This window comes from Marinoscillum sp. HNIBRBA16962, from assembly GCF_057801515.1.
Genome location: NZ_CM173603.1, coordinates 282,626 through 309,173 on the forward strand (window position 1 = coordinate 282,626; position 26,548 = coordinate 309,173).

The following is a 26,548-nucleotide window of genomic DNA, read 5'->3' on the forward strand; positions in this document are numbered from 1 at the left end:
ATACTAGTGTTAGGATTAGTGTAAGATCTCAGAGATATTTCTTTTGATCTTAAGGCAAAGCTCATTGAGTGGGAGGTCGTTTATGTCAGTGCCAAACGGGTCCTCAATCTCCTCTGAGATTAGCTCTATACTTACCAAAAAGTAGAAAGCCAGCATGACAATGCCTACCGTCCAGTAGTAGAAATCCCACATAAAACTCACGGGAAGTGTGATGGCATAGATAAAAAGAAACTTTTTAATGAACATGCTGTAGGAATAAGGGATCGGTGTGCTTTTGATCCGTTCGCAAGCTCCGATGATGTCCGTAAATCCTTTCACTTCTTTATCCAGCAGAAACAGCTGTGTGTCCGAAATCTTACCTTCCCTGTGCGCCTTCATGATCCTGGTGAGGATTATCTTATTGATAGCATTGGGGCGGTGCTTGCTTTTGATGATCTTTTCCTTGTACTCGTCATTGATCGTATCCATTTCGCCAATGAGGATGCTATCTCTCAGGTGCTCTTTCATGGCAAATGTCACATTAGGAATCATCCTTCGGAAAAACTCACGGTCCTCTGTGGCATCATCAGGCAGAAATGCAGACAGTTTTATAGCCAGCTGGCGTGAATCATTGACAAGCTGACCCCAGAGTTTTCGTCCTTCCCACCAGCGATCATAGGCAGTGTTAGTCCTGAGCACCAAAAAGAGACCTAGTATAACCCCTAAAATGGAGTGAAAGGCGATGGTGCCTTCAAAGTGGTAATCAAAAACATCAATCACCAGGAAGCAGAGCAAAAGTGTGAACAGCCCCACAAATAAAAGAAGAGGGAAAAGTAATTTGATCACATACCTGCTATAGACATCAAATATTAAGGAAAACCAGGATTTAGGGTTGTATTGGATCATTCGGCGTGACTTAAGTTTTTTATTGGGTTAGGCCCAGTTGGGTTTTTAAAGTTATGATACGGCGGTAAGAATCCCTGATCTGTTCTTCAGTTATTTCTTTATTACGGATCAGCGTGCTTATGATTTCATGTATTTGGCTCGCGGTGACGAGCTGATGGTCAGGTACATTGTTAGCAAATAATAAAATATCCACTCCCGCTAAAATAGCGTGCTTTACCGACTCTTCCAATCCGTATTTTTTACTAATCGCGCCCATTTGCATATCATCTGAGACAACCACCCCCTCATATCCGAGAAAATTTCGGAGCAATCCCCCGATTACTTTTTGCGAAAGCGTGGCGGGAAGTTTCTCTTCATCCAGGGTGGCATTTACTATGTGGGCTGTCATGATCGCGCGTATTTTTCCGGAATCAAGGAGGGCCTTGTAGGGGTACAGCTCTTCAATTTGCCAGGTGGAGGAAACATCAGCCATCCCCAGGTGGCTATCATTTTTGGAGCTGCCATGGCCGGGGAAATGTTTCAGTACGGTTGCTATACCAAACAGGTCATGGGCCTCAATAACCTGATTGGCGTGTTTTACCACCTCCATATAATCCTGCGAATAAGACCTGCCAATGCTACCGATGACAGGATTATCCGGGTTTATGTTCACATCTATGTCCGGAGCAAAGTTCATATTGATCCCCAAACTATACAGGGTGCTTGCTGTTTGTTGGGCATAGTACCTGGTGGAGTCCGGATTGTTCAGTTCTCCTAACCACTGAGCGGTTTTGGTCTGGGGAAAACCATACTTTGGCTTAAGTCTGTTTACACGCCCACCTTCTTCATCTATGCTCACAAAAAGAGGCATGGTGGCACGTCTTTGTGCATAATCCAAAATTTTTCGAAGGTTTTCGGTGGTATTTTCTGGTGACAGATTTTTTTCAAAAAGGATGATACCTCCTGCTTTTCGGTCTCTTATATCGTCAAAGACTACTGCTGTAGTGTCCAGTGTATTAAAATCTCCAAGACCGATCATGATCATTTGCCCGATCATGATATCAAGAGAGTCCTTTTGAGTTTGAGCAAACAGCGGGAAGCCGCATGCCACGCTCATGACTAAAATCAAAAGCTTTTTCATAAACCTTTTCTATTGAGTTTTTCCAGCTTGTCGCCGGTCAAAGATAAGTAGTAACCCTGAAGGTCAGCCGTAAGACATGAGTGGACAGGCAGGATGCCTACCAGGCTACCAATCTCCAGCGACCGTATAAATGCTGATGAACCTTTTAAAATGCCATGCTCCTGTGACAGCCGATCGACACGAGCTATCGGAGAAGCCTCCCAGCCTTCTTCAGAAAGGCTGACCACCTGTCCATAGAGCTTTCCATGCTCATCTGTGATAAAATCTTTTGACAGGTGCACACCTCCTCCGTAAACTACGACTTCATTACGGTCAGGGTGTATCGATACCACCGGACAGGCCAGACAAACGGCTATTTCTGCAAGGGTACAAACATTGTAGGAATACTGCATGAGGTCGTAAAAGGCAAAATTGCCGGGCCTGATCTCATTTACTTGAGGGAATTCGCCTAGTAAGGAGCAGGTGGGTGTATCACCCCAGGAGATCTTTAGTGAGGGAACCCCCAGGGTCTTTCTGACCGAAAGCAAGTGATCCATTCCTTCCCGGAAAAGTTCTTCAGCCGTATCAGGAGTTAGTGGCTGGTAGGCATGGCCGGCATGAGCCAGAAGGCCAGTGAGTTTATGCTTTTCGTTTTCGCTATTTGCGATTGCCTTTATCTCTTCTTCTGCTGAGGACAGTACACCAGTCCTGTGGGTACCCACATCTACCTTAATGAAATATTCCAGTGGAGCACTCACATGGGTATTCAGGTGGTTGAGTGACTCTTTTGAGACCATTAAAAGGTTTAATTTAATTTCTTTTGCAAGCGCCTCGATTTCATTGCATTCCAGCGGGTTATAAGGAAAGGCTAATGTAATATCTTTCCATCCGCATTGCGCAAAATATTTGGCCATCTCTACGGATGAAACCGCCGCCTGGATGATCCCTGCATCCAGAAACCATTCTCCAATAGCTGCTGACTGATGGGTTTTGAAGTGAGGTCGAAGAGTGATTTTATTGTCACTCGCTTTTGTAGCCATTTTCTTTATGTTCTTCCTTACTTTATCCTCATCTACCAATAGCGTTGGTTTGGTAATTTGGTGTAGCATCTATTATTCTGGTTATAATTTCACTAAAGTACGCGCCGTTGTCCGGTCCATACCAGCTCATTGTTCTGGATTCGTATTTCGGCAGATCATACCACTCATCTTTGACAATGTATCCGATATACTCCCCATTAAACGAGCTGATAATCAGGTTTATCCCTTTGGCTTTGGCTTTTTCGTAAAGGGGCACCGCCAGCTCCCCGGAAAAATCACAAGGCAGACCAATGAAAAGGAGGCTGCCCAACTGAAGCACACGAATATGCGTCTCGTATTCCCCGGCCAGAGCGTTAAAGAGATATGGACGAATAGCAAGGCTTTTTGCGATTTTAAAGTGAGGGGCACGCAGGGGAACCTTGAGCTGATAAGATCTTAGAGCTCCTGTTTCTGACTCTGTTGCTCCAAGCATGTCAAAAAGCGCTATCTGCTTTTCGAGCTCATCAGCCATGACACGAACCTCCTCAAAATCATCATTTCGGCTAATCCGGGGAGCCATACTACCCACAGCTCCCGCAGCAAATGCGGAGAACCTGATGCTGCTATCGGCTTCCAGAGATTGATTCAGTTTTGCCGGGTAGTCTCCGGAAAGCATCCTGTTTTCGTGCCCGAGGCAGGTCGCATGGGCGCTGAAGAAGCTTACTAACCCTTTTTCTGCACCTGATTGCACTTTCAGGACTTTGAGCCAGGGGTCCGTTATCCCTTTTTCTTTTACAAGCCTGTTTTTCACCAGGTCGTCCATGGAAAATTCTATGAATGAGATTAATCCCGGTTTGGTATAATGAGCTGCCCGGAGTACGGATCTGGCTATTTGTTGAGCAACATTGTCAGCAATAAGCGGATTGTATTCGCCAGCAAACAATTTGCCGATAAATCCAGGAGCCCAGCCTCCTGCCCCTGAATGGGTATGAGAAGCAGTGAAGTAAATTTCATGAGGACTCCAGTCAGGCTGCAGCAGGGTCCATACTTTGCGTGAAATTTCGGGATGAATGATCAGCAGGTCCGCAGTGATCAGTGCTACTTTCTTATCTCCGCTTCTGAAAACCAGGGTACGCACATAGCTTGAATCATGTATCCCGGTCATGACTTTAGGGTCTCTGCTCCCATACCCTGCCAGGGGTTGAGGTCTCTGGGGGGTAATGTTGATTCTAGACCAGCCAACCTGAAGGGAGTCGGGAGCTATGCCTACCTCTGATCCGGCTAGAGAGTCCAGGCGCTGATCCATTTCCTTGTAGAAAGTCGTTTGCTGATAATGCTGCCTGTCCACGGTCGTTATGGTAAACATCAGAACAACTCCGAAAAAGGAGAATAAGATCACCAGTATGCGAAGTAACTTTCTGGCCATAGGTGAAAATTACTCAAAAGCTGCGGACTTTTAATGCCAGGCGGTTAGTTTAGCAAACTTATCAACTAACGAGTACGTCCGGTGGAGAAAGTTTCCTTTGAATTTTTAGGGTTGGCCTTGCTGGAGCCCCTGAGCACTTTGATGAACTGGGTACTGGCTATCCAGTGCTTATTTTTCTATCAGAAACTAAAAAAAGAGCCAAATCAAAATGCTTTTCTGAAGTACTGGGCGTGGTTTTTTCTTGCATATTCTATTTCACTGGCATTTGGCGGGTTTTCACACCTCCTCTACGAGTATACAGGCATGATGGGTAAAATACCCGGCTGGTCAGCGGCGATCATCGGGGTAGCGCTTGGTGAGCTGGCGATGGTGACTGACGTGAGCGATGAAAAAAAGAAAGTAACCCTCCTGGCAGTTATCAGAGGCAAACTTTTCGCTTCCGTTGCTCTTTTGATATACGATTTTTCATTTAAATGGATCATGGCTCAAACAGCCGGTCTCTTACTATTTGTGGGAATCATCGGATACCAGCGGTGGAAGGCCGGGCAGTCCGGTTATGGATATTTCTTTTTTGGAATAGTTTGTCTCATCCTGATGGCTTTGGTGAAGGTGCTGGGGATTGACATTGATCCGGCGTGGTTCAACAGGGATGATATCGCACATTTTATTATGCTGATGGCCTATTGGATGTTTTATAAAGGTGTAAAAGCTTCCGTTTCTTCAGGTAAAGAACCCCTTCAAAAAATCATCATAGATGACTAAATCCTTCTCATTACCTGCTCTACCAGCCGGTCACATTTGGCATTGCCAAACTCAAAAAGGGAAGCACTATCAGTTTGTTGAAACAGCCATTCTTTTAACTGAGCTTTAGCACGGTGCAGACGGACCTTCACATTGCCATTGCTCAGGTTCAGACAAGTGGCGATTTCTTCATTGCTCATCCCCTCGGCCTGGTGAAGCACAAAGACGATCCTGTACTTTTCAGGAAGCTGATCCACCGCTGATTCGATCAGCAGTTTTAGTTCATTGGTCTGGTATTGCTTGTCTGGTTCCATGTGGGTAGCTCGAAGTTGAATGACCTTGGCATCTATGTTTTCCTGATGATCAAAAGGCGCTCTTTTCTTTTTGCGGAGGTGTTGAAGGGCTTCGTTTGTTGCTATCCTGATCAACCAGGTGGAAAAAGAAGAATCACCATGGTACTGCTCCAGTTTGCGATAGCATTTGATATAGGTTTCCTGCATCAGGTCTTCTGTTAACCCGGCATTCTTCACGTAGCTGCGGATAACTCTGTATAAGGTTTGGTTATAGCGCCTTAGCAGAATTTCGAATAGCTCCTTTTCACCTTTAAGTATTCGCTGTATAACCTGGTCATCGGGTAGCTGCGCTTGTGGAGTATCAGGCCATTGTAGTGGTTCCATATTTATAGGTCTTTTCTATTAGATGCCGTAACCTCATTAAAGTTACAGGTTTTGTAACCAGACCGTAATCCTGGCATCTAACCACTGAATCAACCAAAAAATTCTAGATGGAACAACAAACACAAATTCACAGCATTTTAAAATACACTTACAGTCTGGTGCCCATTGCGGCGGGAGCTGATAAGTTTATAAACCTGCTTACTGACTGGTCCGGTTACCTTTCTCCGGCTATGGTCGACCTTTTACCGTTTAGCCCTTCCGCATTTATGATGATAGTGGGCGTAGTAGAGATCCTTGCCGGGCTCCTGGTTCTCTTCAAAACCGAAATAGGAGCCTATATTGTTTCAGCCTGGCTGCTCCTTATAGCATTGAGTCTGATCTTTACCTGGCATTATCCTGATGTGGCAGTACGGGATATTGTTATGGCTATCGGAGCTTTTGTGCTGGCTAAATTAAGTGCAGGCTCACCTAAAGCTACATGTGCCTGACCGGGCATTCCTGCTATAATGTTAAGTTTAAAAAGCAGTTGCTCTTCGTGACTGCTTTTTTATGTCTCTTCAGGCGATCCGTTATATCATTAGTTTGGCCTTTATAGTCCTGCTTCGTCAAATTGCGATTAAGCGGTAATGAAGTATGGGTTTGATAAATTTTTCTATAACCCCCATAGCCCCCTTTGAAAGAGAAAGGGGGAATATTTGGATTAAACTGGGTTAACTCTGACAAAAATGTTTTTTGGAGCATTTTTCGTCAATTATTCATTTTCTAATGAATAATCCGGGTCAAACCCCATACTCTACTATGATCATTCAGTATAGCTTGACAAAGCCGCTAGTAACGGTCGGTTTTTTCGGAGTAGAGGATATAGACAAAATACATTGCTAAAAATAAAAAAGCCCTGACGAAGCAAGCTTGTCAGGGTTTGGGCCTGTCAAGACCTTTAGCGTCTTGATGGAAGATCGGTTGCTGACGCTTACGGTCAGCATCGAGACATTGTTATGAGTATTTCTTAATAAAAGCCTCAAGCTCAGCTCTGTTCATGTTCTTAAGCTTCTTCTCAAGTGCCAAAGCATCAGCTCTGGTGCTTTTCTTAGTGAACCAAATTAACTTCCATGGAACTCCCTTTCGTGTAGGATTTTCGTACCCGGCATTGTGCCTTTTCAAACGACCCATTACATCATTAGTTTGGCCTTTATAGTAACGGTCGGTTTTTTCGGAGTAGAGGATATAGACAAAATACATTGCTTAAAAATAAAAAGCCCTGACGAAGCAAGCTTGTCAGGGCAAAAAATTCAACGAAGTTGAATTTTTTGGGTGGAAGATCGGTCTCGAACCGACGACCTCCTGAACCACAATCAGGCGCTCTAACCAACTGAGCTACAACCACCGTGTAATTTTTGGGAATGCAAAGGTAAATGCATTCGCTGATTTTACAAAGAATTAATTTCGATCAAATTTTAATCTTTCTCCTTTTTTTGTCTCATCGAAAGTACCTTCATTATAAGCAAGGTGTCCTGAGACCCAAACTTTCTCTACTGAAGACTTAAATGTATGGCCCTCAAAGGGTGACCAGCCACACTTGGATAATACATTGGAGCGGTTCACTTTCCAGGGCTTATTGAGGTCTACCATCACCAGATCAGCAAAATAGCCTTCCCGGATATAGCCCCTTTGGCTCATCTGAAAACAATCTGCAACGGCATGGGCCATCTTTTCAGCAATGCGCTCCAGGGATATTTTCCCGTCATGATAAAAATCCAGCATGGCTACCAAAGAGTGCTGGACGAGTGGTCCGCCGGATGGGGCTTTAGTATAGGAGTTCTCCTTTTCTGTGATCGTGTGCGGAGCATGATCGGTTGCAATCACATCGATCCGGTCGTCCAGCAAAGCTTCCCATATTTTGGAACGATCCTGCGCTGATTTTACAGCAGGGTTCCATTTGATCCATTGCTGCTTTTCCGGATAATCCTCATCTGAAAACCAGAGGTGATGGATACAGGCTTCCGACGTTATTTTTTTATCCTTCAGCGGCAGATTGTTAGTGAACAGCCCGGTCTCCTTCCCGGTGGAAATATGTAAGATATGCAGCCTTGTGCCATGCTTTTTAGCCAGCTCCACCGCAAATGATGAGGACTTATAACACGCTTCGGCATTTCGGATGACAGGGTGCATTTCAAATGGGATATTGTCTCCGTACTCTTTCAGAAATTTCTCCGTATTCGCCCGGATCGTGGCTTCATCTTCACAGTGGGTGGCAATGAGAACGGGAGATTGTGAAAACAACCGGGTTAGTGCTTTCTCATCATCCACCAACATATTGCCGGTAGATGAACCCATAAAGATCTTTAATCCACAGACGGAGTTTGGATCCGTTTTCAAAACCTCATCCAGATTGTCATTGGTAGCTCCCATGAAAAAGGAATAATTAGCCAGGGATCTGGTTCTGCCGATCTCATATTTTTCTGCCAGGAGTTCCTGGGTTACGGTTTGAGGTACTACATTAGGCATTTCCATGTAGGAGGTCACTCCGCCCGCCACAGCTGCTTTGGCTTCAGTGTAAATTTCGGCTTTATGTGTAAGACCCGGTTCGCGAAAATGCACCTGGTCATCAATAGCGCCGGGAAACAGGTGTTTGCCCGCACCAGAGACCTCTTCTACTCTCTCCTCCACTTCAATACGCGAATCTATCTTCTCAATTCTCCCGTCAGAGATCAAAAGATCACGGTGCTGAACCTGCCCTTCATTAACAACTGCCGCATCCTTAATAAGGTATTTTGCCATGGGATCGTCCTTTTCTATTTAACAAGTAATAACGAGTGAAAATTAAGCAACTTGAGGTGAGAATCCTTTGCTTTTTTCAGACTCTTTTGATTTCCCATTTTCTACCTGATATTTAAGTGGCTCTGTATGGAAACCAGAAGTCATTCAGGGAAGTGACTTTTCGCCTGAAAACATCTTAAGAAAACAGCCTGAATTCCTCGTTTATTAGTGAAAATGAGTGAGTTACTCATTTTTTTACCAAATAAAGCACTGAAAATCTCTGGTTTTTTCAGGAAACCTGAAATTTTAGTTATTATTGTATTAGAAAGTTTGGCGAAATCCAAGCTTTCCATAGCTGGTTGAAAGATCTTGTGGGGACTGGCAATTGCCAGCCCCACATAGATCCCTACCTTATTCATTTCTTAATCCAGCTTGATTCGCTCATCCCGGTTAGCAATTTCCCATGCCGTAAAGAAGACCAGCCTTGCAATTTGTTCCATCTTTTCGAAATGGATCTTTTCAATGGTATCCGTAGGTCGGTGATAATCTTCGTGTGTTCCGTTGAAATAAAAAATGATCGGCACATTTTTCTTTGCAAAGTTGTAATGGTCACTTCGGTAGTAGTACCTGTTTGGATCGTTTTCATCATTGTAGGTGTAGTCAAACTCAAGGTTGGTATAGGTTTTATTCACCCGTTCTGAAAGCTGGTGCAGGTCCTGCGACAGCCGATCAGATCCGATCACATAGATATAAAAAGGATTGTCTTTGTGTGCTTCATCCACACGTCCTACCATATCAATGTTCAGGTTGGTTACTGTATTTTCCATAGGAAAGATCGGGTGCTCACTGTAGTATTCACTGCCCAGCAATCCTTTTTCCTCACCGGAAACGGTCATAAACAGGATGCTCCTTTTTGGTCGGCTTCCTTTTTTGGCAGCTTGTGTAAAAGCCTCCGCGATTTCCATAATACTTGAGGTTCCTGAACCATCATCATCTGCGCCGTTGTTTATTTCACCGTCAGGAGAGATACCAATGTGGTCGTAGTGAGCTGTAAGGACCAAAACTTCATCAGGTTTTTCGCTTCCTTCCAGGTAACCCAGCACATTCTCTGCTGAAATATCTTCAATAAGCATATCCGCCATCAGGATAATGCGACTGTTCTTCCCTACACTTTCGTTCTTAAGCTGGTCATAGGGCTGGTCAAAGATCCAGGTGGCCAGGTCCGGGTTGCCAATGATGATTTTGCTACCTGCCTCATCGATATCCAGGCTCATTCTTGGACGAGTAAGGTATCTGCTAAATCTGTCTACAATGAAGTCAAATCGGCTGGCATCTTCAATAAATAAAAAGACCCCTGCTGCATCCAGCTTTTCGAGCTCGGCAAAAGTGGTGCGCCATTCTGACATTTCCTTGTTGGAAATCCCCACATATTTTCCCTTCAGATCCATTTCCTTCAGAGAGTCGATCGGTGTCTCTCCAACAAAGACAACATCAACGTATTCTTCTCCACGCGTTTCAGATCGGGAGTAATACAGAAAGTCAACCGTATTTTCTTTTATGCTGTCCCCCTTTTTCAGATAGGCAGTTCGGTAGCTGAGCTTTTTAAGTGGATAGCTCTGGTAGTAAGACTTCCCCGACTCAGTTTCCACGGGAGCTTCCAGTCCAATGGACTTAAAGTGACTTCTGATAAAGTCAGCAGCCATTTTCTGCCCTCTTTCACCCGTTTCTCTTCCTTCCAGGCTGTCAGAGGCAAGTACTGAAAGGTAACTCCTGAGATCTTTCTCTGTGATTGTTTCAGAAAACTTTATGGCTTTTTTGTCCTGACTATACAGCTGGCCGGTGAGACCTGCCAGAGCCAGTAAGATTAGTACTGCATGTTTCATTTCAAAATTCAATTTTTCGGGCGTCAAAGCTACCCATTTGTTTATAAGATTGCCATGTAAGTTTATATGAGTGGTCTCATGTGATGCCAAAGACGGTTTTTTCAGGCATTGTGCCCATCCATAAATTAATTACTCCCATCGATAACAATTGAACCAAAAAAAAGTCTAATTCATTATAGATTTGCAGCGTCTTTTGCGAGATGAGTAGGGACTAAGAAAAGTGCATCGACTGCACAGTATCACATTGATTAAGAGCGCTTAAACCACCAAAAATGACAGTTGACCTAAACGAGCGGGTTGCTTTTGAAACACGCCACAACGGACCCTCTGAAACGGAACAATCAGAGATGCTAAAAGCCCTGGGCGTAGCTACCCATGAAGAACTTATTGCTCAGACCATACCGGGACGAATCAGGCTCAAAAACCCCTTAAAATTGCCTGACCCACTCAATGAATATGAGTACATCAATCACCTGAAGAAGACCTCACTGAAAAACAAAGTCTTTAAGTCCTATATAGGACAGGGCTACTACAATACGGTAGTTCCTGCGGTGATCCAGCGAAATATCCTGGAAAATCCGGGATGGTACACAGCCTACACCCCTTACCAGGCTGAGATAGCGCAAGGCAGGCTGGAAGCGCTGATCAATTTTCAGACCATGGTCATTGATCTGACCGGGATGGAAATAGCCAATGCCTCGCTTCTGGATGAAGGAACAGCAGCAGCAGAAGCGGTATCCATGCTTCATGGATCTCGAAAAAAAGAAAAGAAAAAGGCGGAAAAATTTGTCGTAGACGAGCGCGTGTTCCCGCAAACACTTGAGGTGTTGAAAACCAGAAGCAAGCCTCTGGGAATAGATCTTCGGGCACTGCCAGTGGAAGAAATAGATCTTACAGATCCTGAGCTGTTTGGTGTCTTCTTCCAGTATCCTGACAATTTCGGTGAGGTGAGTGACCGATCTGCTTTTGTGGCAACTGCTAAAGAAAATAACGTGGCTGTAGCAGTTGCCTCAGACCTGCTTAGTCTGTGCCTTTTGACTCCTCCGGGGGAGTGGGGAGCAGACGTAGTGGTGGGTACCTCTCAGCGCTTTGGCGTGCCCCTGGGATATGGTGGTCCGCATGCGGCCTTTTTTGCTACCCGGGAAGATTACAAAAGAGCCGTACCCGGAAGAATAATCGGAGTATCAAAGGATACCGAAGGTAACCCGGGCTACAGGATGGCGCTGCAAACCAGGGAGCAGCACATTAAACGGGAGCGTGCCACGTCTAATATTTGTACTGCTCAGGTATTGCTCGCGGTAATGTCGTCCATGTACGCTGTTTTCCACGGTCCGGAAGGCCTGAAAAGAATTGCTGCGAGAGTACACGGCCTGGCTAAAGGTGTTGCGGACGCTTTGAGTAAACTGGATGTGCAAAACAAAAACCAGGTGTTTTTTGATACACTCCGCTTCGAGCTGGATTCGAAAGCGGTAATGGAAGTGCGAAGCATAGCAGAAGCCCGCGGTTTAAATTTCCGGTACCTGTCCAACGGGCAGGTGATGCTTTCATTTGACGAAACACACACACCAAAGGATGCTCACGAGGTAATCCATGTTTTTGCAGAAGCTTTGGGTAAGGAACCTCCCGCACTCGGGTCAAAAATCGATCTGAAATTTCCAAAGGGACTTACAAGAAGCTCAGATTTCCTGACTCATGAAGTATTTCAGGCAAACCACTCGGAGCATGAGGTCCTCCGGTATATGAAGCGCCTTGAAAACAAAGACCTTTCACTGGTTCACTCCATGATCTCTCTTGGCTCGTGTACTATGAAGCTCAATGCCACCACGGAGATGGTTCCGATAACCTGGCCTGAATTTGGTGCGATCCATCCCTTTGCACCGATCAGTCAAACGGAGGGATACCATCAGCTCATTGCGGAGCTTCATGACTGGCTGGCTGAGATCACTGGTTTTGCAGCCGTCTCCTTCCAGCCAAATTCCGGAGCTCAGGGCGAGTATGCGGGATTGATGGCCATCAGAGGCTATCATCAGGCCAATGGAGATTCTCAACGAAACGTTGCTCTGATCCCATCATCAGCACATGGCACAAACCCGGCAAGTGCTGTGATGGCCGGGATGAAGGTGGTGATCGTGAAATGTGATGACCATGGGAACATAGATGTGGACGACCTGAAAGCTAAAGCCGCGGAACATAAAGAAGACCTGGCCGCTTTGATGGTTACTTACCCTTCTACTCACGGGGTGTTTGAGGAGAGCATCATTGAAGTTTGCGACATCATCCACAAGAATGGAGGGCAGGTCTACATGGACGGAGCAAATATGAATGCCCAGGTGGGACTGACCTCTCCTGCAATGATCGGAGCAGATGTGTGTCACCTGAACTTGCATAAGACTTTCTGCATCCCGCATGGAGGTGGAGGCCCGGGGATGGGGCCGATCGGTGTAGCAGAGCACCTGGCAGCCTATCTGCCAGGCAAACAGAACGAAAAGACAGATCATGTTACGGTTTCCAGCGCGCCATTCGGTAGCGCCAGTATTTTGCCAATATCGCATGCTTACATCGCGATGATGGGAGCTGATGGCCTGAAGGCAGCTACGGAAATCGCCATACTCAATGCCAACTACATTGGTCAGCGGCTAAAAGAGCACTATCCCGTCCTCTATACGAATGAAAAAGGAAGAAATGCTCACGAGCTGATCATCGATTGCCGCGAGTTTAAAAAGGCAGGCATTGAGGTAGAAGATATTGCGAAACGACTTATGGATTATGGATACCATGCGCCAACGGTATCATTTCCTGTGCCGGGCACCATGATGATCGAGCCAACTGAAAGTGAGACCAGGGGTGAGATTGATCGTTTCTGTGAGGTGATGATCGAGATACGAAAGGAGATCGAAGAGGTAATGGATGGTCGTGCTGATAAGGAGGTGAATGTGCTTAAAAATGCACCCCATACCCAGAGAGTGATCATCAGCGATGAGTGGACACTGCCTTACAGCAGAGAAAAGGCGGCCTTCCCACTTCCTTACCTGAAGTTCAATAAGTTTTGGCCCGCTGTGAGCAGAATAGACAGTGCTTACGGTGACAGAAACCTCGTTTGTAGCTGTATCCCGGTAGAAGAATATGCTGAAGGAGAGCGGGAATTAGTCGCAAACCCTTAAAAGGAAAGAGCCTTCGACCACATTGTTTTCATCAAAATCGGCGCTGAGGAATCCTATAACCTCAGTGCCGGTGATTTCCACAATTTCCAGGAACCCGGCTGTTGCGGTGTATTTTACGGTCCCTCCCTCCTGGTTAAAGATCACCTGCACATTGTCCACCGATAAGGTATAGTTGCCCCGTCTGGGGGGGAAGTTCATGGTAATGTGCGGGCGAATGGTATTTACCACAGCACAGGGGTTCGAAGTATCCAGATTGAGCATGATAGCGTTCATTCGTCCTGTGGAAAGATCCTGACCTGTGCCACCGGCAGTATAAATCCATTCTTCACCGCCAATCGTTCCTTCAAGAGGATTTTTGGTGAGATCAAATCGCTCATCTTTGCATCCTGAAATGAGGATCAGGCCAAGGAATAGTAAAAGCAGCTTAGGAATTCGCATCTTCGATTTGGAATTGATAGTAAACGGTATTTTCCTCCCGGTCTCCCACGGCATACGATTTTTCCGTAAATGCCACTTCACCGAAACGGGTCATTGTAATAACGGTGGAGCAGCAGGTTCCGTATTTCTCTGTCCGGATACACATGGCGGAGAGCGCCCGCTCCAGGTCTTTTGGCACTCCGGTTTGGGGCAATGTCTCATCATCCGCTACCTCCGTATCACCCATCATACGTATAAGGTCCTCATGGTCAAAAGCTCTTTCGGTGATCCTGGCAAATTTTTCTTTGGCTCGCTCTACCTTTGGCCAGCCCGTGTTGAGCAGCGCATTGCTGATCCCGTGAACACCTCGCTCGATAACGTTGAGCTTCCTTTCGTAGTTGCTATAGTGCATCAGGGATTGATGGGTGCCCACGAGTACATTGAAGCCATTGTAATCTTCAGCGTGCTGATGAAGGGTTTTCATGTATTTCTCAGCAGATTCTTCACTATTTAGAAAGTTGGTGGGTATCTCGCCCCTGGAGATAGCATGCCTTTTGATGTTTTTCGGATCCCTGTAATTTGTGACCGCTGCAAATTTTCCTTGTCTTGATACGGTCATCCACGATCCTCCTGCTTTCAGGTCCCGGCCTCCTAAAATATGGGGATGATCTTCCCAAAATCCCGCCGGAGCAGTAGGTCGCTCATAAAACTCGTCGCGATTTGCTGCTAAAATCAACTTATATTTTGGGTGTACATCCCATGCAAAAACAATTAGACACATATCTTTGAGCAAACTGTCTGTTATGATTTCAACCCTGAAGGGTTAATCCATCACGTAAATAAATGAAGAAACTCCTCTTTTACTTTAAAGAGTTCCAAAGAAAACACTTTGACTGGAAACTCTACCTGACTGTAGCGGTATTTCTGGTGATTTGTTTTGGGTTGAACTATTTCTTTGATTTTGAAGACAGTGTAATCGACCAATACTACCGATCGCCGCTACACTGGGTGTTTATGTTTCTTTTTCATGTATTTCCATTCCTGGGGGTTTGCATAATTCTTTATGCGTATGGAAAACAGAAAGAATGGCTGAGATCCCGGGTTTTTTGGGTACGACTGGTGCTGGGATTTTCGATTCTGGCTGCTGATAGGGCCTTTTATGGTGAGCTTGTTTTGCCCGATGGATTATCCGGACTGGATTATCGGTTTATTGGGAAGTGCATCCGCTGGTCGAGTAGCTTGGTTGTTTCGGTGATACCTCTTTTGCTGATCTACCTGATCTTTGAGAAAGAGTCACCCAGAAGGTACTACGGATTGGCCTGGAAGCGCTTTGATGCACGTCCATATTTCTTGCTGCTTGGGATTGCCATGCTCTTTATTGGTGTGGGGTCTTTTTTCTCAGATATCCAAAACTATTACCCACGGTATCAGTATAGCTACGGTGACCGGTTTGCAGAGGAGCATGGATGGCCTGCCTGGTTGTCAGTGGTGGTTTATGAAATTGCCTATGGCAGTGATTTTGTCTCTGTGGAGTTGTTTTTTCGTGGATTCCTGATCCATGCATTTGTACGAACCCTTGGGGGATATGCCGTTTTACCCATGGTGGCTACCTATGCTTTTTTGCACTTTGGTAAGCCAATGACTGAAGCAATAAGCTCGGTTTTTGGGGGCTATCTGCTGGGGATTATCTCTTACAACAGTAAGAATGTATGGGGAGGGATCATTATCCACATGGGTGTAGCATGGGTGATGGAGCTTTTCGGTTATCTGCAGCGTTTGATTTAGTGGAAAGGCTGAGAAACAGGTTTCAGAGAAAATCTATTGTGAAGAGCGCATTTAACTTAACGTGAGTTCGATGTATAATGCAAAACTGTCGTACACCCCGGGAATCGGTTAAAATCTTTTGTAAATTTTTCAGATTAAATTTAAGGTATGGAGTTTGATTCGTTGATGGTATTGATTGTTGGGTTACTGGCGGGGGCGGCTATCGGCTTTTTGGTTGCAAAACTGACTTCCGTAAAGACAGATGATAAAGCTCCCCGGCTTCAGATGGAGCTGGAGATGGAGCAGGAACGTGTGGCCAAGCAAACTGCTGAAATGAGTGAGCTGAACAATCAGCTGCGGGCAGAGCGTGAAAAGATCATAGACCTGAACTCTGAGAACTCTACGCTCAAAGCCGATTTCAGGAACCTTCAGCAGCGACTGACCGACCAGAAGGAGGAGATCAAGTCCCTGCAGGAACGTTTCTCAGCAGAGTTTAAGAATCTTGCCAACGAAATTTTTGAAGAGAAAAGCAAGAAGTTTACTGATCAGAATAAGCTTAACCTGGATCACCTGCTAAAACCTCTTGGAGAGAAGCTTCAGAATTTTGAAAAGCGTGTAGAGGCCAACAGCAAGGAAGCGCTTCAGTGGAACAGCAGTCTGAGGGCTGAACTTTCACACCTGAAAGAGCTGAATCAAAAAATCACTAAAGAAGCCGAAAATCTTACCAAGGCGCTGAAAGGAGATAGCAAGGTACAGGGTAACTGGGGAGAGATCGTCCTGGAGCGAATCCTGGAGAAGTCCGGACTGGAAAAAGACCGGGAATATTTTTTACAGGAATCTGTAAATACGGAAGAAGGGAGACGCCTGCGGCCTGATGTGATCATCAAGCTTCCTGATAACAAAAACCTGGTCATTGACGCAAAGGCTTCTCTTGTTGCATATGAGAGGTATGCCAACAGTGAGAATGATGAAGACCGGGAACGCTACCTGAAAGAACATTTGCTCTCTATACGTACTCATGTGAAGGGATTGAGCGAAAAGAACTACCAGAACCTGTTTGAAAGCGGTTCGTTGGATTATGTCCTGATGTTTGTGCCTATTGAATCGGCTTTCTCACTCATGGTGCAGCATGGCGGGGAGCTTTACAATGAAGCACATACTAAAAATATCATTATCGTAAGTCCGGCTACCCTGATTGCTACTTTGAGGACGGTAGCCAGTATCTGGAAACACGAATATCAAAACCGGAATGCTCTGGAAATTGCCCGGCAGGGAGGGGCGCTCTATGATAAGTTCAAGGCTTTTGTAGATGACCTGATGGAGGTAGGTAAGTCCCTGGATAAGTCCAAGCAACAGTATGCTTCTGCGATGAATAAACTGGTGGAAGGCAAGGATAACCTGATCAGAAAGACAGAGCGGCTTAAAGAACTGGGGGCAAAGACGACCAAAGACATGAACGAGAAGTTGCTTGACCGGGCAGATGCGCAATCACCCGACAGGCCAAAGGATGAAAGATCTGCCGAAACCTCATCAGCAGGAAATCTGTTTGGCTAATATGGATGCACAGGCTTATTTTTGCAGCCACTTTTTCTAAGGAAGAAACATTATGCAGTTGACAGCAGAAAACAAACTCAAAAACCTGATTGTAGTAGGCGACCGGGTCCTCATCAAGCCCAAGAAGGAGGCGGAGAAGACTTCAAGCGGTATATTTTTACCTCCGGGAGTACAGGAAAAAGAAAAAATACAGAGCGGGTATGTGGTAAAAGCCGGACCTGGTTATCCCATCCCTTACCAGGTAGATGAGGATGAAGACTGGAAGCCACAGGAGGACAAGATCAAGTATATGCCGCTTCAGGCAAAGGAAGGTGATCTGGCGATCTTTTTGCAGAAGTCTGCATTTGAAGTGATCTACGAAGGGGAACGCTATTTTATTGTGCCCCAAAATGCTATTCTCATGCTGGAGCGGGAAGAAGACCTGTTTGACTGAAAGAGTCCCAAACGGTTTTTCCGGAAGCGTACCATCATGCACTTAGCCTGAAAGAAGAGTCACTGAGCAGGTAATTCACCTGGATGAATTTGTTCATTGAAGACATCCGGTTGGCAATTTCCGGGGTACCTCTATACTTCACGATGTTTCTGGCCAGGTGATCCGCAATTTTGGAAGCGCACTCTACCATCATGGCCTCTTCTTCACTTTCATTCATAAGGGAGTTCTGTATCTGTCTCATGGCTTTGTTGATATATGTGCTACATAAGAATTAAGTTACATCATCTTTCTGAGTTTCACGGTCTCTTTTAGCTGAGCGGGGGAAATCCGTAGATGAGTGAGGATATTGTGGACGGTGAAGCGGTGAGTGGTGGGCGGTAAGCAGTAGGCAGTAAGCAGTAGGCAGTAAAGGAGTGAGCGGTAATCGGTAATCAGTGGCAGTGGGAGTAATCGGTAAGCAATAATCAGTGGTCAATCCCCCCGAATGCTCTTAAGTTAAGGTCACTCCAGTACCGATACTTATACTTCGGTAGGAGTCTATGGTAAAAAGAGTTCCCGCTTCAATAATTCATAGATTCTATCCGAATGGAATCACTGGAATGACTATCTGTGAATTTTCAACCTTAACTTAAGAGCATTGTAATCCCCCAGGGGGATAGATGCTCAGGGTGCAAACCCGTAACTCGCAACCCCTCAACCCCGCAACCCGCCAACCCACAAAAACAAAACCCCGACAAGTTTACCTCATCAGGGCTTTTACATATGAAACATATATGAAGAGTACTTTACAGTATCAGTTTAGCATGTAGTTGATCTGGATGAATTTGTTCATTGCTGACATCCGGTTTGCAATCTGGGGGATGTGCCTGTAGGCAACAATATGACGCTCCAGGTGGGCCACAATTTTAGAGGCGCATTTAACTACTAAGGGGTCTGTTTTGGTTGTACCCATTTTGACAGGTTTTAGTTCGGTGATTCGTTTACAAAGTTTGGTGAATCAACCGGTTACGCCATATTTTTTTAGACAGGAGGGATTAATTGATCGGTGAATGGGAAAATTTCATGCTGAACAAGGTAAATTCAGAATTTTATTCTTTACGTCTTATAAATATCAGTATATTAGGAATATTATTATGAAAATATATATATAACAAAATATTATTTCAATTTATTAAGCTTTGGGGGAGTAATCTGCAGGGAAGGTGGGTCATCGCACTACTTTAGTTAAGAGAAAAAAATATAGGCCGGCAACCAATGGTTGCGGCCTATACTAGCAAATAAAATTGGGAAATTAGCCTTTAAGGATTTTGGTCATTCTCTGTGATCATAGGGTTTGAATCTATTTCAGCCTGAGGGATCGGGTAATTGTATCTTGGATCGCCGCTTACAAGACTTATGGGAGTGGTATGATTTCCATCCCTGGTAAACCCTAACCCCAGCCTTCTGAAATCAATGAAATCAGGACCACCTTCTCCGTACAGCTCTTTTCGTCTTTCCAGCATGATCTCATCTATCAAAGCAGCACCGGTATTGCCTGATGCTACGGCATTGGGATCCCGATCACTTTGTAAAGTAAATAACAAGTTAGCTGCTTGCGTATCATTGCCTCCTTCACGGGCCAGTGCTTCAGCTTCTATCAGGTACATTTCGGCCACCCGCATCAATACCACGTCTTCTCCAAAATCCGCAGCAGCTACAAACTTGCTTGTGCGGTAAAGAGCAGCGTATGGGCCACTGCCCTGTAAGCTGAAAGTATTTCGCACATCTGTCGCGCTAAAATTCGCTACAAATGTAGGGTTAGCAAAAATTGGAGAATAACGCGTCCCATCCCAGAAAGAAGCAAAGCTACCGAAGTAGAGTGTTTGATCACTCGCTTGCGGAGCTCCCCACATCCACTCAGTAGCACTTATATCCTGAAATCCGTCATTGTACTCATTTGCAGCCAGAGAAAACCCCTGACGGGCATCGTTAGCGGCTTGTGCGGCTTCAGGGTACATCTCCATATACAGGTAAACCCTTGCTAACAATCCGTCTGCTACATTTTTATTGATCGCCCATTTGGCTCTTCTTGCTGCCGTCAGGTTATCCGAAGCAAACGTCAGGTCTGCAACGATCTGGTCATAGACCTCACCTACAGAAGCTCTGCCATTACCAGTCTTGGCGTTATCACCGGTAGCTGCTTCTGTATAGATAGGCACTCCGGAGTTATCCCGGCCGTGGGTATACGCCAGAGCGTACTCCCGGATCAGGTGATGGTAAGCCCAGCCTCTGATGGCTCTGGCCTCAGCAATGAATGCGGTTTTTACCTCATCAGCAAATGGCGAAAGCTCTACTGCTTCCATTAATATATTAGAGGTGTTTGAGATCTCATACATTTCATTCCAGATCAGATTGGTCTTCCGGCCTGTGGCCGTCTCGTTATCCAGGTACCGGTACTCAAACACAAACCAGTCAAACTGAGGCCGTATGAAATCATTTCCTTTTACATTCCAGGTGTTCAGAATTGCTCCCACTGCTTCAGAGTCATCACCCACTCCGTCGTTGAATTGACGGATCCTGCGGTATATCCCTGTGAAAACAGCTTCTACTCCTGCTTCCGAACCAAAGGCATCTACTGTACTTACACTGGCAGTAGGGGCCGGCTCATCCACAAAGTCTTCGCAACCAAAGAAAAGCGTGGTTACGGCAAAGAATAATATGATATATTTTTTCATTTTCAGATCCATTTTTTGATTAGAAACTAATTTCCAGTCCACCTGAGAAGGTTTTCATCACTGCACTTCGGCTGTCCGTTAAGCCGTTGAGCGCCTGCTCGGGATCAAGACCCTGTCTGCCAAATAGTGTTATCATATTATCTCCGGAGAAGAATACTCTGAAGTTTTTCACAAAACCATTGGTGGCACCCAGCACTGAAGCTGGCAGTGTATAACCGATCGTTACATTTCTCAGACGAGCATAAGTAGCATCATAGAGGAAACGTGTGGAACGCGAGTTGCTTCTAAGGTCCGTACCAAGACGGGGCACATCCGTAACATCTCCCGGCTGCTGCCATCTGTCCAGAATATCCACAGAGTACTGCTGGCCAGCCCTGCGGCCTCCATGCATCAGCCCCTGATAATCGCCATCCAGGATCTTACCTCCTAAGCTGTAGTTGATCAGGAAGCTGAAATCAAAGCCTTTGTAAGTCAGCTGATTGGCAAATCCACCACGTGCCCATGGCAAAGCCGTACCCACAAAATAGCGATCGGCTTCATCATAGTCTTCCGTAGTTTCAAAACGCTCAATCACAATCTCACCATCTACATCAGTGGAGTCTCTCCACCACATCGGATTACCATTGTCCGGATTCACACCGGCGAAATCCCGGATATAAAAGTCAAAAACGCTTCGTCCTTTTTCCAGTTTCTTGGATCCGCTGATCCTTTCTTCTTCAGGAAATCTGGTGATCTCGTTTTTCTCAAAGGCAATGTTTGCTGATACGCTCCAGTTAAAATCGTTGGTAGAGATTACGTTAGAGGATAAGGAGATCTCAATACCACTATTGGTAACATCTCCCACATTTTCCACAATAGAGTTTCCTCTGATCCCGCGCGAAACGGTAGTGGTAGCTGCCGTTACCAGGTCGTTTGTCACGGCCTTGTACACATCTAACGTACCTGTTAGTTTGTCTGAGAATAAGCCAAAGTCTACTCCCAGGTTGGTAGTGGTTACCGTTTCCCAGGTCAGCTGGCTATTAGCAAGGCCACTTGGGTAGATCCCCGACACGCCTGGCTGGTCAAATCCCGTATCAAACAAGGTAAGGTATGGGAAGTACGTTTGGGTATTCGCCACCGTAGCATTTTGATCCAGTATCTGGTTATTTCCCAGCTCTCCCCATGATGCTCTGAGCTTCAGGAAGCTAAGGATAGTACCGGAGACGAAAGATTCTTCGGTGATCACCCATCCGCCTGAGACGGCAAAGAAATCCCCTTTCCGGGTATCAGGGCTAAAGCGGGATGACGCATCCTGGCGGTAGGAAAACTCTGCAAAATACTTGTTAGCATAGTTATACTTAACCCTTCCCATAAGGCTGGCGATCCTTTCCTGGCTGGTAGACCCAGAAAGCGATTCCTGTGAGGCGGCAGAGTTAAACTCAAACAGTCCGTCAAACGGAATACCTGTAGCTGATGTCTGCAACTGCTCGATCGTAAAGTCATACATCTCCTGAAGAAGCAAGGCTTCTACATTATGCGACCCGAATTTCTTCCTCCAGTTTAAGCTGTTGGTCCAGGTCCATTCGGTGGTGATATCCTTGGTCCGTGTGATCCGGCCATTCACTGATTTTGCTGAACCAAACAATGGGTTCGTATACAGGAAGTTATCAAACAGATACTTGTTCAGCTGGTAGCTTGTTTTGGCTGTAAAGTCTGTTAAGAAATCAGCCTCTAATACAGCGTTTGTTGTACTCAGGAATCTTTTAGCCAGCGTCTCGTTAAGTCGAGTCTGACCAGCAGGGTTTGCCGAAGAAAGCACAGGCCTGGTGGTGTTTAGCACACCCGTATCATCCGGATCATCTCCCGTGTCATAAATGGGGTCTCCACTGTCATCCAGGATGAGCGCACCGGAAGGGTCTCTTCTGTACACCGGGTAGATGTTAGAAACCGTCTGGATCCACTGGATATTGTTAGAAAATGAGGTTCCACTTTGTGGAGGGTTGTTTTGTGCCTGCGAAGAGATGGATTGCTTCAGGCTCCCCGACAACCAGTCCGTGAAGTTCACATCCAGGTTTATCCTGCCGGTGTAGCGCTTAAAGTCGGATTTCACTACCTGGCCTTCCTGGTCCAGAATAGAACCGCCTATGAAATACTTCACATCTTCAGAGCCGCCCGATATACCAAGATTGTATTCATTTCTGATGGCTTTGTTGGTGAAGATGGCCTCTTCCCAGTCCGTGTCCCACAGGAGTTCCGCACCCGAAACCAAATTACCACTTGGGTCTATCGGGCTGCCAATGTCTCCATAGGGGTTGTAACCCACTCTGGCCAGCAGTCCATCAGTGGCATCTTGTCCCGGAGTGGCAGAGCCGGCATCAGTAGCATCATTTCGGAGTACTTCCCACTCGAGTCTCATGGCCTCTGCGGCATTCACAAACTCATAGTTCTTTCTTGCTCTGCTGGACACTCCGCTGGTAGCCCTGAAGTTAACTCTCGTCTGCCCTACTCTGCCTTCTTTGGTGGTGATCAGAATGACCCCGTTTCCGGCACGAGAACCGTAGAGCGCTGCTGCTGATGCGTCCTTAAGTACCGAGATGGAAGCGATATCCGATGCTGGTATGGTATTGATGTTTCCTGAGTAAGGCGAACCATCCACTACGATCAACGGATCATTTCCGGAATCAATAGAGGCCTGACCTCTGATCCGGATCGTGGAGTTAGAGCCGGGTTGTCCGCTGGAAGCAATTACGTTTACTCCGGGCACAGTACCCTGCAGCGCCCTGGTGATGGATTCCACCTGCTGATTTTCTATCACTTTGTTGTCAATGGAAGAAACCGATCCGGTAATCGTCTTTCTGGACTCAGCTCCATAGGCCACGATCACCACTTCGCTCAGCTCAGCTACATCAGCTTCCATGGTAACATCTACCACCGACCGGGAACCGATCTCTACCTCCTTTGTGGTCATCCCGATAAATGAAAAGACCAACGATCCGCCATCTGCGGGGATGTTGACCCGATAGTTGCCGTCTATGTCCGTAGTGGTACCGGCTGTGGTACCCTTATAGACGACGTTAACTCCTGGAATGCCTGTGCCATCTTCGGCAGAGGTCACTGTTCCAGTCACCACCCTTTGTGCCATCAGCCCGGCTGTACACACAAAGGAGAAAAGAATTACCATTAGTAAATTTTTCTTCATGTTTTTCTGGTTAATATGAAATTTGAATGAATAGACTGCTGAATACAATCCTGAGAGGAGGTCGTAAGCCTGTATCCGGTATGTTTCTGTTTAGTGCCAAATTTTGAACCCGCAATCAAAATCTGTATTCAGGCAAGAACCAATGTAGGGGATTTCTCAGGCAGTATTTTTCCACATCGACCAAATGGTCATTTCGAGTTAACCAATGGTTATTTTCATTTATCAAATGGTGTTTTAGGGACTCCCATGGCCACTCAAATAAAAATTTGATCGTGATTAAGGGGAAGTGCGTTTTACCTTGTTATATACTGGATAGAGAAGAATTTATTTTAATGCGGGTAAGGAGATTCTTTTCGATGAAACGTCTCTCCGTATCTCTTTAGCGGGAAAGAGTTATGGAATACATAAACGCACTGGTGGCTGACAAGGACCCGAATGCCAGGGTCGATCTGATCAAGGCCATTCGATCACAGTTTTCGGATGAGGTGAAGGTCTATGAAGTCAGCGACCAAAATCAAATTTTATCAGCAACTGTACTTTACAGGCCCAGGGTTATTTTCCTGGATATTTTATGGGGCGAGGAGCCTATGTTTCCGGTCCTGGACCAGCTCAAAGGAATGGACTGCAACCTGGTGTTTGTCAGCGATCATACCGAGTATGCCCTGGAAGGCTATAAGTACAATCCCACAGGTTTTATGACCAAGCCGGTGGAGGTGGACAGGCTGGCAGAGGTGATGGAGCGTCTGCAGGCCATGCCGGAGGTGCAAAAGGGCACGGACCCCAAACGAATGAACAGCCGGTCTGACAATAAGATCACCGTGGCTGACTCCAAGGGCCTCCATGTTTTTCATGTCAATGACATCATGTACTGCCTGGGCGAGCGTAACTACACCACCTTTAAGCTGCACGACGGAGAGAGCATCGTGGTGTCCAAAACACTGAAATATTTTGATGAAAAGCTCAGTGACACGAATTTCTTCCGCGCACACAAGTCTAACCTGATCAACCTCAACTATGTGAAAATGGTCACGAAAGAGGACGGGGGCGTGATCCGGATGTACGACCAGAAAGAGCTGCCCATCTCCCGGACCAAAAAGAAAGAGCTTTACCGAAGGCTGGAGGGGTGAGGGGGTTCGGGTTGCGATGTTGCAGGTTGCGAGTTGCGATGTTGCGGGTTGTGTTGCTGCTCCTACATCTATCCCCCTGGGGGATTATAGAGGGGATTGGTTGCAGATTTTGACTATTTTTCACGCAAAGCTGCAAAGGGGATGAGGTTCCTAAAGAATGATATGTAGCGCTCCAGATCCAAGGGATAAACATACGTGCAATGGTACGCTTTGTCAAGCAAAAGTTCGGTATTATGATGGTGCTGCCACCTCCCAAACCACCGCTCCAATCATTGACCCAAAAGAGAATCACCACACAGTCCTAAAAGAAGCCAGCGGAATCCTAAATGTAAGCTAGGAGCTCTGGTTGATGCCCTGGATCTTAGTTATATCCTATGGAATCCTGGTTGAAGGCTATGGAGTTTTAGCTGCAAGCTTCGTTTTTTTAGCTAAAAGTCGCGTTCAATTAGCCATAACCTGCGTTCTTTTAATGGAATGTCTCGTTGTTTTCGTGCTGGTAGCGGAAGGCTTCGTTCTCTATGCTGGCACATATATCCAGCCCGCTTTAGACACTTGAGAACAGATGGTCATTTCTTAGGATCACTTCGTCATTTCTTACCAGCACTTCCTTATTTCTTGAGAGCAGATGGTCATTTCCCGGGAGCATTTCGTCATTTCCTGCCAGCAGATGGTTATTTCTCATCGGGTGAGGGGTCCTAAAATACTTTTATAGAACCAGTTTCTACAAACATTCTATATCTTTCCCCCTAGTACATCGAACAGTACTTTGATGATTGAGATTGCTGAGAAAGAGCTCAAAATACCTAAGCCGGGCATCTTCTAAAACGTGAAAAATACCACCCCGGCCTCCGGCCACCCCTAAGCCGGTCTCTTACGCTAAAGCTTTAGCGACAGTGTGGCGCCCTAAAACAGGAGGGGAGCCGTTTGCGTCATGATTGGTGGTTTCTGTCAAATTTTTAGATGACCTATAATTTTTGCAGTACACGCTCCTCCCCTGTGTCAGGGGAGCTGTCCACAGGACTGAGGGGTCTATCCTTGCTGAAGGTGAAATTAGTTAAAAAAAGTAAGCGGGGGAATTTTGAGACGGCTGATGAAACGCACCATCAGGAAAGATCACTCGGGTGTAAAAAATGAAGCTTTATTTAGAGGTGACTAAAGATGCTTATCAAATTCGTAAAAAGGATAATTCTTCAGACCCAAAACAAAATTTACCCGAATGTATTTATGCATGCAGGTCATGCGGTTGATCAGTTCAGGGTTGTCTTGATTGTTGACAATATTTCTTTTGATATGTCCAAGGATCTTTTTGGCACATTCAGCCATTAGCTTATCATCATCATCCGTAATGTTGGTCATTTGCATTTCTCTTAGTATTCTTTGATTCGGTTCTTAACTATCGCATATATAGTAAGATAAGGGGCTCTGGGAGCAAATGATACCGGGATATAGTATACTAGTTAGAAAGTTCTGAAATGGTTAGCGGTAGGCGGTGAGCGGTGAGTAGTAGGCAGGAAGCAGTATGCAGTAACAGACTGGGAGTAGATGGTTGGCAGTAAACGGGACCAGTAAGCAGCGGGCTGAGGTCGACTCTGCATGAAAATATGGTCCATTCGGAATCCGCCCTATAATCCCCCCAGGGCTAGATGTAGGTGCGTAACTTCGCAACTGTTGCGAGTTGAGCATGCCTGAATAGGTTGCCCTTCAGAGATTAAC

At 45.9% G+C, this 26,548-nt stretch carries 24 protein-coding genes and 1 tRNA gene; 7 read left to right on the forward strand and 18 right to left on the reverse strand.

Annotated features, from left to right (window positions below):
• Positions 1-15: 15 nt before the first annotated feature.
• Genes AC3E9V_RS01225 through AC3E9V_RS01240 form a run of 4 tightly spaced genes read right to left on the reverse strand, consistent with a single transcriptional unit; the run spans position 16 to position 4,429 of the window.
• Positions 16-885 (reverse strand): bestrophin family protein, encoded by an 870-nt coding sequence (locus AC3E9V_RS01225; RefSeq protein WP_488751359.1) that lies wholly within the window; start codon positions 883-885, stop codon positions 16-18.
• 19 nt (positions 886-904) lie between these two features.
• Complete coding sequence (locus AC3E9V_RS01230) at positions 905-2,005, reverse strand: glycoside hydrolase family 3 protein (RefSeq protein WP_488751360.1); 1,101 nt, start codon at positions 2,003-2,005, stop codon at positions 905-907.
• Positions 2,002-3,093, reverse strand: a complete 1,092-nt coding sequence (locus tag AC3E9V_RS01235; protein ID WP_488751361.1) for an alanine racemase — start codon at positions 3,091-3,093, stop codon at positions 2,002-2,004. Before AC3E9V_RS01235 ends, AC3E9V_RS01230 begins: the two co-directional genes overlap by 4 nt.
• Positions 3,053-4,429 carry a neutral/alkaline non-lysosomal ceramidase N-terminal domain-containing protein gene (locus tag AC3E9V_RS01240; RefSeq protein WP_488751362.1) on the reverse strand — a complete coding sequence of 459 codons (1,377 nt, stop codon included), beginning with the start codon at positions 4,427-4,429 and terminating at the stop codon, positions 3,053-3,055. Before AC3E9V_RS01240 ends, AC3E9V_RS01235 begins: the two co-directional genes overlap by 41 nt.
• An 81-nt stretch (positions 4,430-4,510) precedes the next feature.
• Between AC3E9V_RS01240 and AC3E9V_RS01245 the strand changes: the two genes are divergently transcribed.
• Complete coding sequence (locus AC3E9V_RS01245) at positions 4,511-5,191, forward strand: DUF6962 family protein (protein WP_488751363.1); 681 nt, start codon at positions 4,511-4,513, stop codon at positions 5,189-5,191.
• Here AC3E9V_RS01245 and AC3E9V_RS01250 read toward each other — a convergent pair.
• A complete protein-coding gene (locus tag AC3E9V_RS01250) occupies positions 5,188-5,847 on the reverse strand; it encodes an RNA polymerase sigma factor (protein ID WP_488751364.1) in 660 nt (219 codons plus the stop codon). The genes AC3E9V_RS01245 and AC3E9V_RS01250 overlap by 4 nt on opposite strands.
• 107 nt (positions 5,848-5,954) lie before the next feature.
• Here AC3E9V_RS01250 and AC3E9V_RS01255 point away from each other — a divergent pair, with 107 nt between their 5' ends.
• Complete coding sequence (locus AC3E9V_RS01255; RefSeq protein ID WP_488751365.1) at positions 5,955-6,335, forward strand: hypothetical protein; 381 nt, start codon at positions 5,955-5,957, stop codon at positions 6,333-6,335.
• Between the two features lie 505 nt (positions 6,336-6,840).
• Here the strand turns inward: AC3E9V_RS01255 and AC3E9V_RS01260 are convergent.
• The 5 genes from AC3E9V_RS01260 to AC3E9V_RS01280 form a co-directional block, all read right to left on the reverse strand.
• Positions 6,841-7,086, reverse strand: coding sequence for a GIY-YIG nuclease family protein (locus AC3E9V_RS01260; RefSeq protein ID WP_488751366.1), 246 nt, complete (start codon positions 7,084-7,086; stop codon positions 6,841-6,843).
• 70 nt (positions 7,087-7,156) lie between these two features.
• Positions 7,157-7,232, reverse strand: a tRNA-His gene (locus AC3E9V_RS01265).
• A 52-nt stretch (positions 7,233-7,284) separates the two neighbouring features.
• Positions 7,285-8,625, reverse strand: coding sequence for a dihydroorotase (locus AC3E9V_RS01270; protein ID WP_488751367.1), 1,341 nt, complete (start codon positions 8,623-8,625; stop codon positions 7,285-7,287).
• 140 nt (positions 8,626-8,765) lie between these two features.
• The gene (locus tag AC3E9V_RS01275; protein WP_488751368.1) at positions 8,766-9,023 is read right to left on the reverse strand and encodes a hypothetical protein; all 258 of its coding nucleotides are present in this window, start codon (positions 9,021-9,023) and stop codon (positions 8,766-8,768) included.
• A 3-nt stretch (positions 9,024-9,026) separates the two neighbouring features.
• Entirely contained in the window at positions 9,027-10,487 is a 1,461-nt protein-coding gene (locus AC3E9V_RS01280; protein WP_488751369.1) for a M28 family peptidase, read from the reverse strand.
• Positions 10,488-10,759: 272 nt separating this feature from the next.
• On the opposite strand from AC3E9V_RS01280, the gene gcvP reads away from it, so the two are divergent.
• On the forward strand, positions 10,760-13,648 hold the full coding sequence (gcvP, locus tag AC3E9V_RS01285) for an aminomethyl-transferring glycine dehydrogenase (RefSeq protein ID WP_488751370.1): 2,889 nt from the start codon (positions 10,760-10,762) through the stop codon (positions 13,646-13,648).
• Here gcvP and AC3E9V_RS01290 read toward each other — a convergent pair.
• Positions 13,631-14,086, reverse strand: coding sequence for a hypothetical protein (locus AC3E9V_RS01290; protein WP_488751371.1), 456 nt, complete (start codon positions 14,084-14,086; stop codon positions 13,631-13,633). The genes gcvP and AC3E9V_RS01290 overlap by 18 nt on opposite strands.
• Positions 14,073-14,846 carry an NRDE family protein gene (locus AC3E9V_RS01295; protein ID WP_488751372.1) on the reverse strand — a complete coding sequence of 258 codons (774 nt, stop codon included), beginning with the start codon at positions 14,844-14,846 and terminating at the stop codon, positions 14,073-14,075. The genes AC3E9V_RS01290 and AC3E9V_RS01295 overlap by 14 nt, the downstream gene beginning before the upstream one ends.
• A 62-nt stretch (positions 14,847-14,908) precedes the next feature.
• On the opposite strand from AC3E9V_RS01295, the gene AC3E9V_RS01300 reads away from it, so the two are divergent.
• From AC3E9V_RS01300 to AC3E9V_RS01310, 3 genes are all read left to right on the forward strand, one after another.
• Positions 14,909-15,850 carry a CPBP family intramembrane glutamic endopeptidase gene (locus AC3E9V_RS01300; protein WP_488751373.1) on the forward strand — a complete coding sequence of 314 codons (942 nt, stop codon included), beginning with the start codon at positions 14,909-14,911 and terminating at the stop codon, positions 15,848-15,850.
• Positions 15,851-15,997: 147 nt separating this feature from the next.
• Positions 15,998-17,383, forward strand: coding sequence for a DNA recombination protein RmuC (locus AC3E9V_RS01305; protein ID WP_488751374.1), 1,386 nt, complete (start codon positions 15,998-16,000; stop codon positions 17,381-17,383).
• A 52-nt stretch (positions 17,384-17,435) separates the two neighbouring features.
• Positions 17,436-17,816, forward strand: a complete 381-nt coding sequence (locus tag AC3E9V_RS01310; protein WP_488751375.1) for a co-chaperone GroES — start codon at positions 17,436-17,438, stop codon at positions 17,814-17,816.
• Positions 17,817-17,850: 34 nt separating this feature from the next.
• Here AC3E9V_RS01310 and AC3E9V_RS01315 read toward each other — a convergent pair whose 3' ends face one another.
• From AC3E9V_RS01315 to AC3E9V_RS01330, 4 genes are all read right to left on the reverse strand, one after another.
• Positions 17,851-18,057, reverse strand: coding sequence for a hypothetical protein (locus AC3E9V_RS01315; protein ID WP_488751376.1), 207 nt, complete (start codon positions 18,055-18,057; stop codon positions 17,851-17,853).
• Positions 18,058-18,609: 552 nt separating this feature from the next.
• Positions 18,610-18,768 carry a hypothetical protein gene (locus tag AC3E9V_RS01320; RefSeq protein WP_488751377.1) on the reverse strand — a complete coding sequence of 53 codons (159 nt, stop codon included), beginning with the start codon at positions 18,766-18,768 and terminating at the stop codon, positions 18,610-18,612.
• 346 nt (positions 18,769-19,114) lie between these two features.
• A complete protein-coding gene (locus AC3E9V_RS01325; protein WP_488751378.1) occupies positions 19,115-20,530 on the reverse strand; it encodes a RagB/SusD family nutrient uptake outer membrane protein in 1,416 nt (471 codons plus the stop codon).
• Between the two features lie 19 nt (positions 20,531-20,549).
• A complete protein-coding gene (locus AC3E9V_RS01330) occupies positions 20,550-23,708 on the reverse strand; it encodes a SusC/RagA family TonB-linked outer membrane protein (protein WP_488751379.1) in 3,159 nt (1,052 codons plus the stop codon).
• Positions 23,709-24,103: 395 nt separating this feature from the next.
• Here AC3E9V_RS01330 and AC3E9V_RS01335 point away from each other — a divergent pair, with 395 nt between their 5' ends.
• Positions 24,104-24,835, forward strand: a complete 732-nt coding sequence (locus AC3E9V_RS01335; RefSeq protein ID WP_488751380.1) for a LytR/AlgR family response regulator transcription factor — start codon at positions 24,104-24,106, stop codon at positions 24,833-24,835.
• Positions 24,836-25,379: 544 nt separating this feature from the next.
• Here AC3E9V_RS01335 and AC3E9V_RS01340 read toward each other — a convergent pair.
• Positions 25,380-25,517, reverse strand: coding sequence for a hypothetical protein (locus tag AC3E9V_RS01340; RefSeq protein ID WP_488751381.1), 138 nt, complete (start codon positions 25,515-25,517; stop codon positions 25,380-25,382).
• 470 nt (positions 25,518-25,987) lie between these two features.
• A complete protein-coding gene (locus AC3E9V_RS01345; RefSeq protein ID WP_488751382.1) occupies positions 25,988-26,191 on the reverse strand; it encodes a hypothetical protein in 204 nt (67 codons plus the stop codon).
• Positions 26,192-26,548 lie beyond the last annotated feature (357 nt).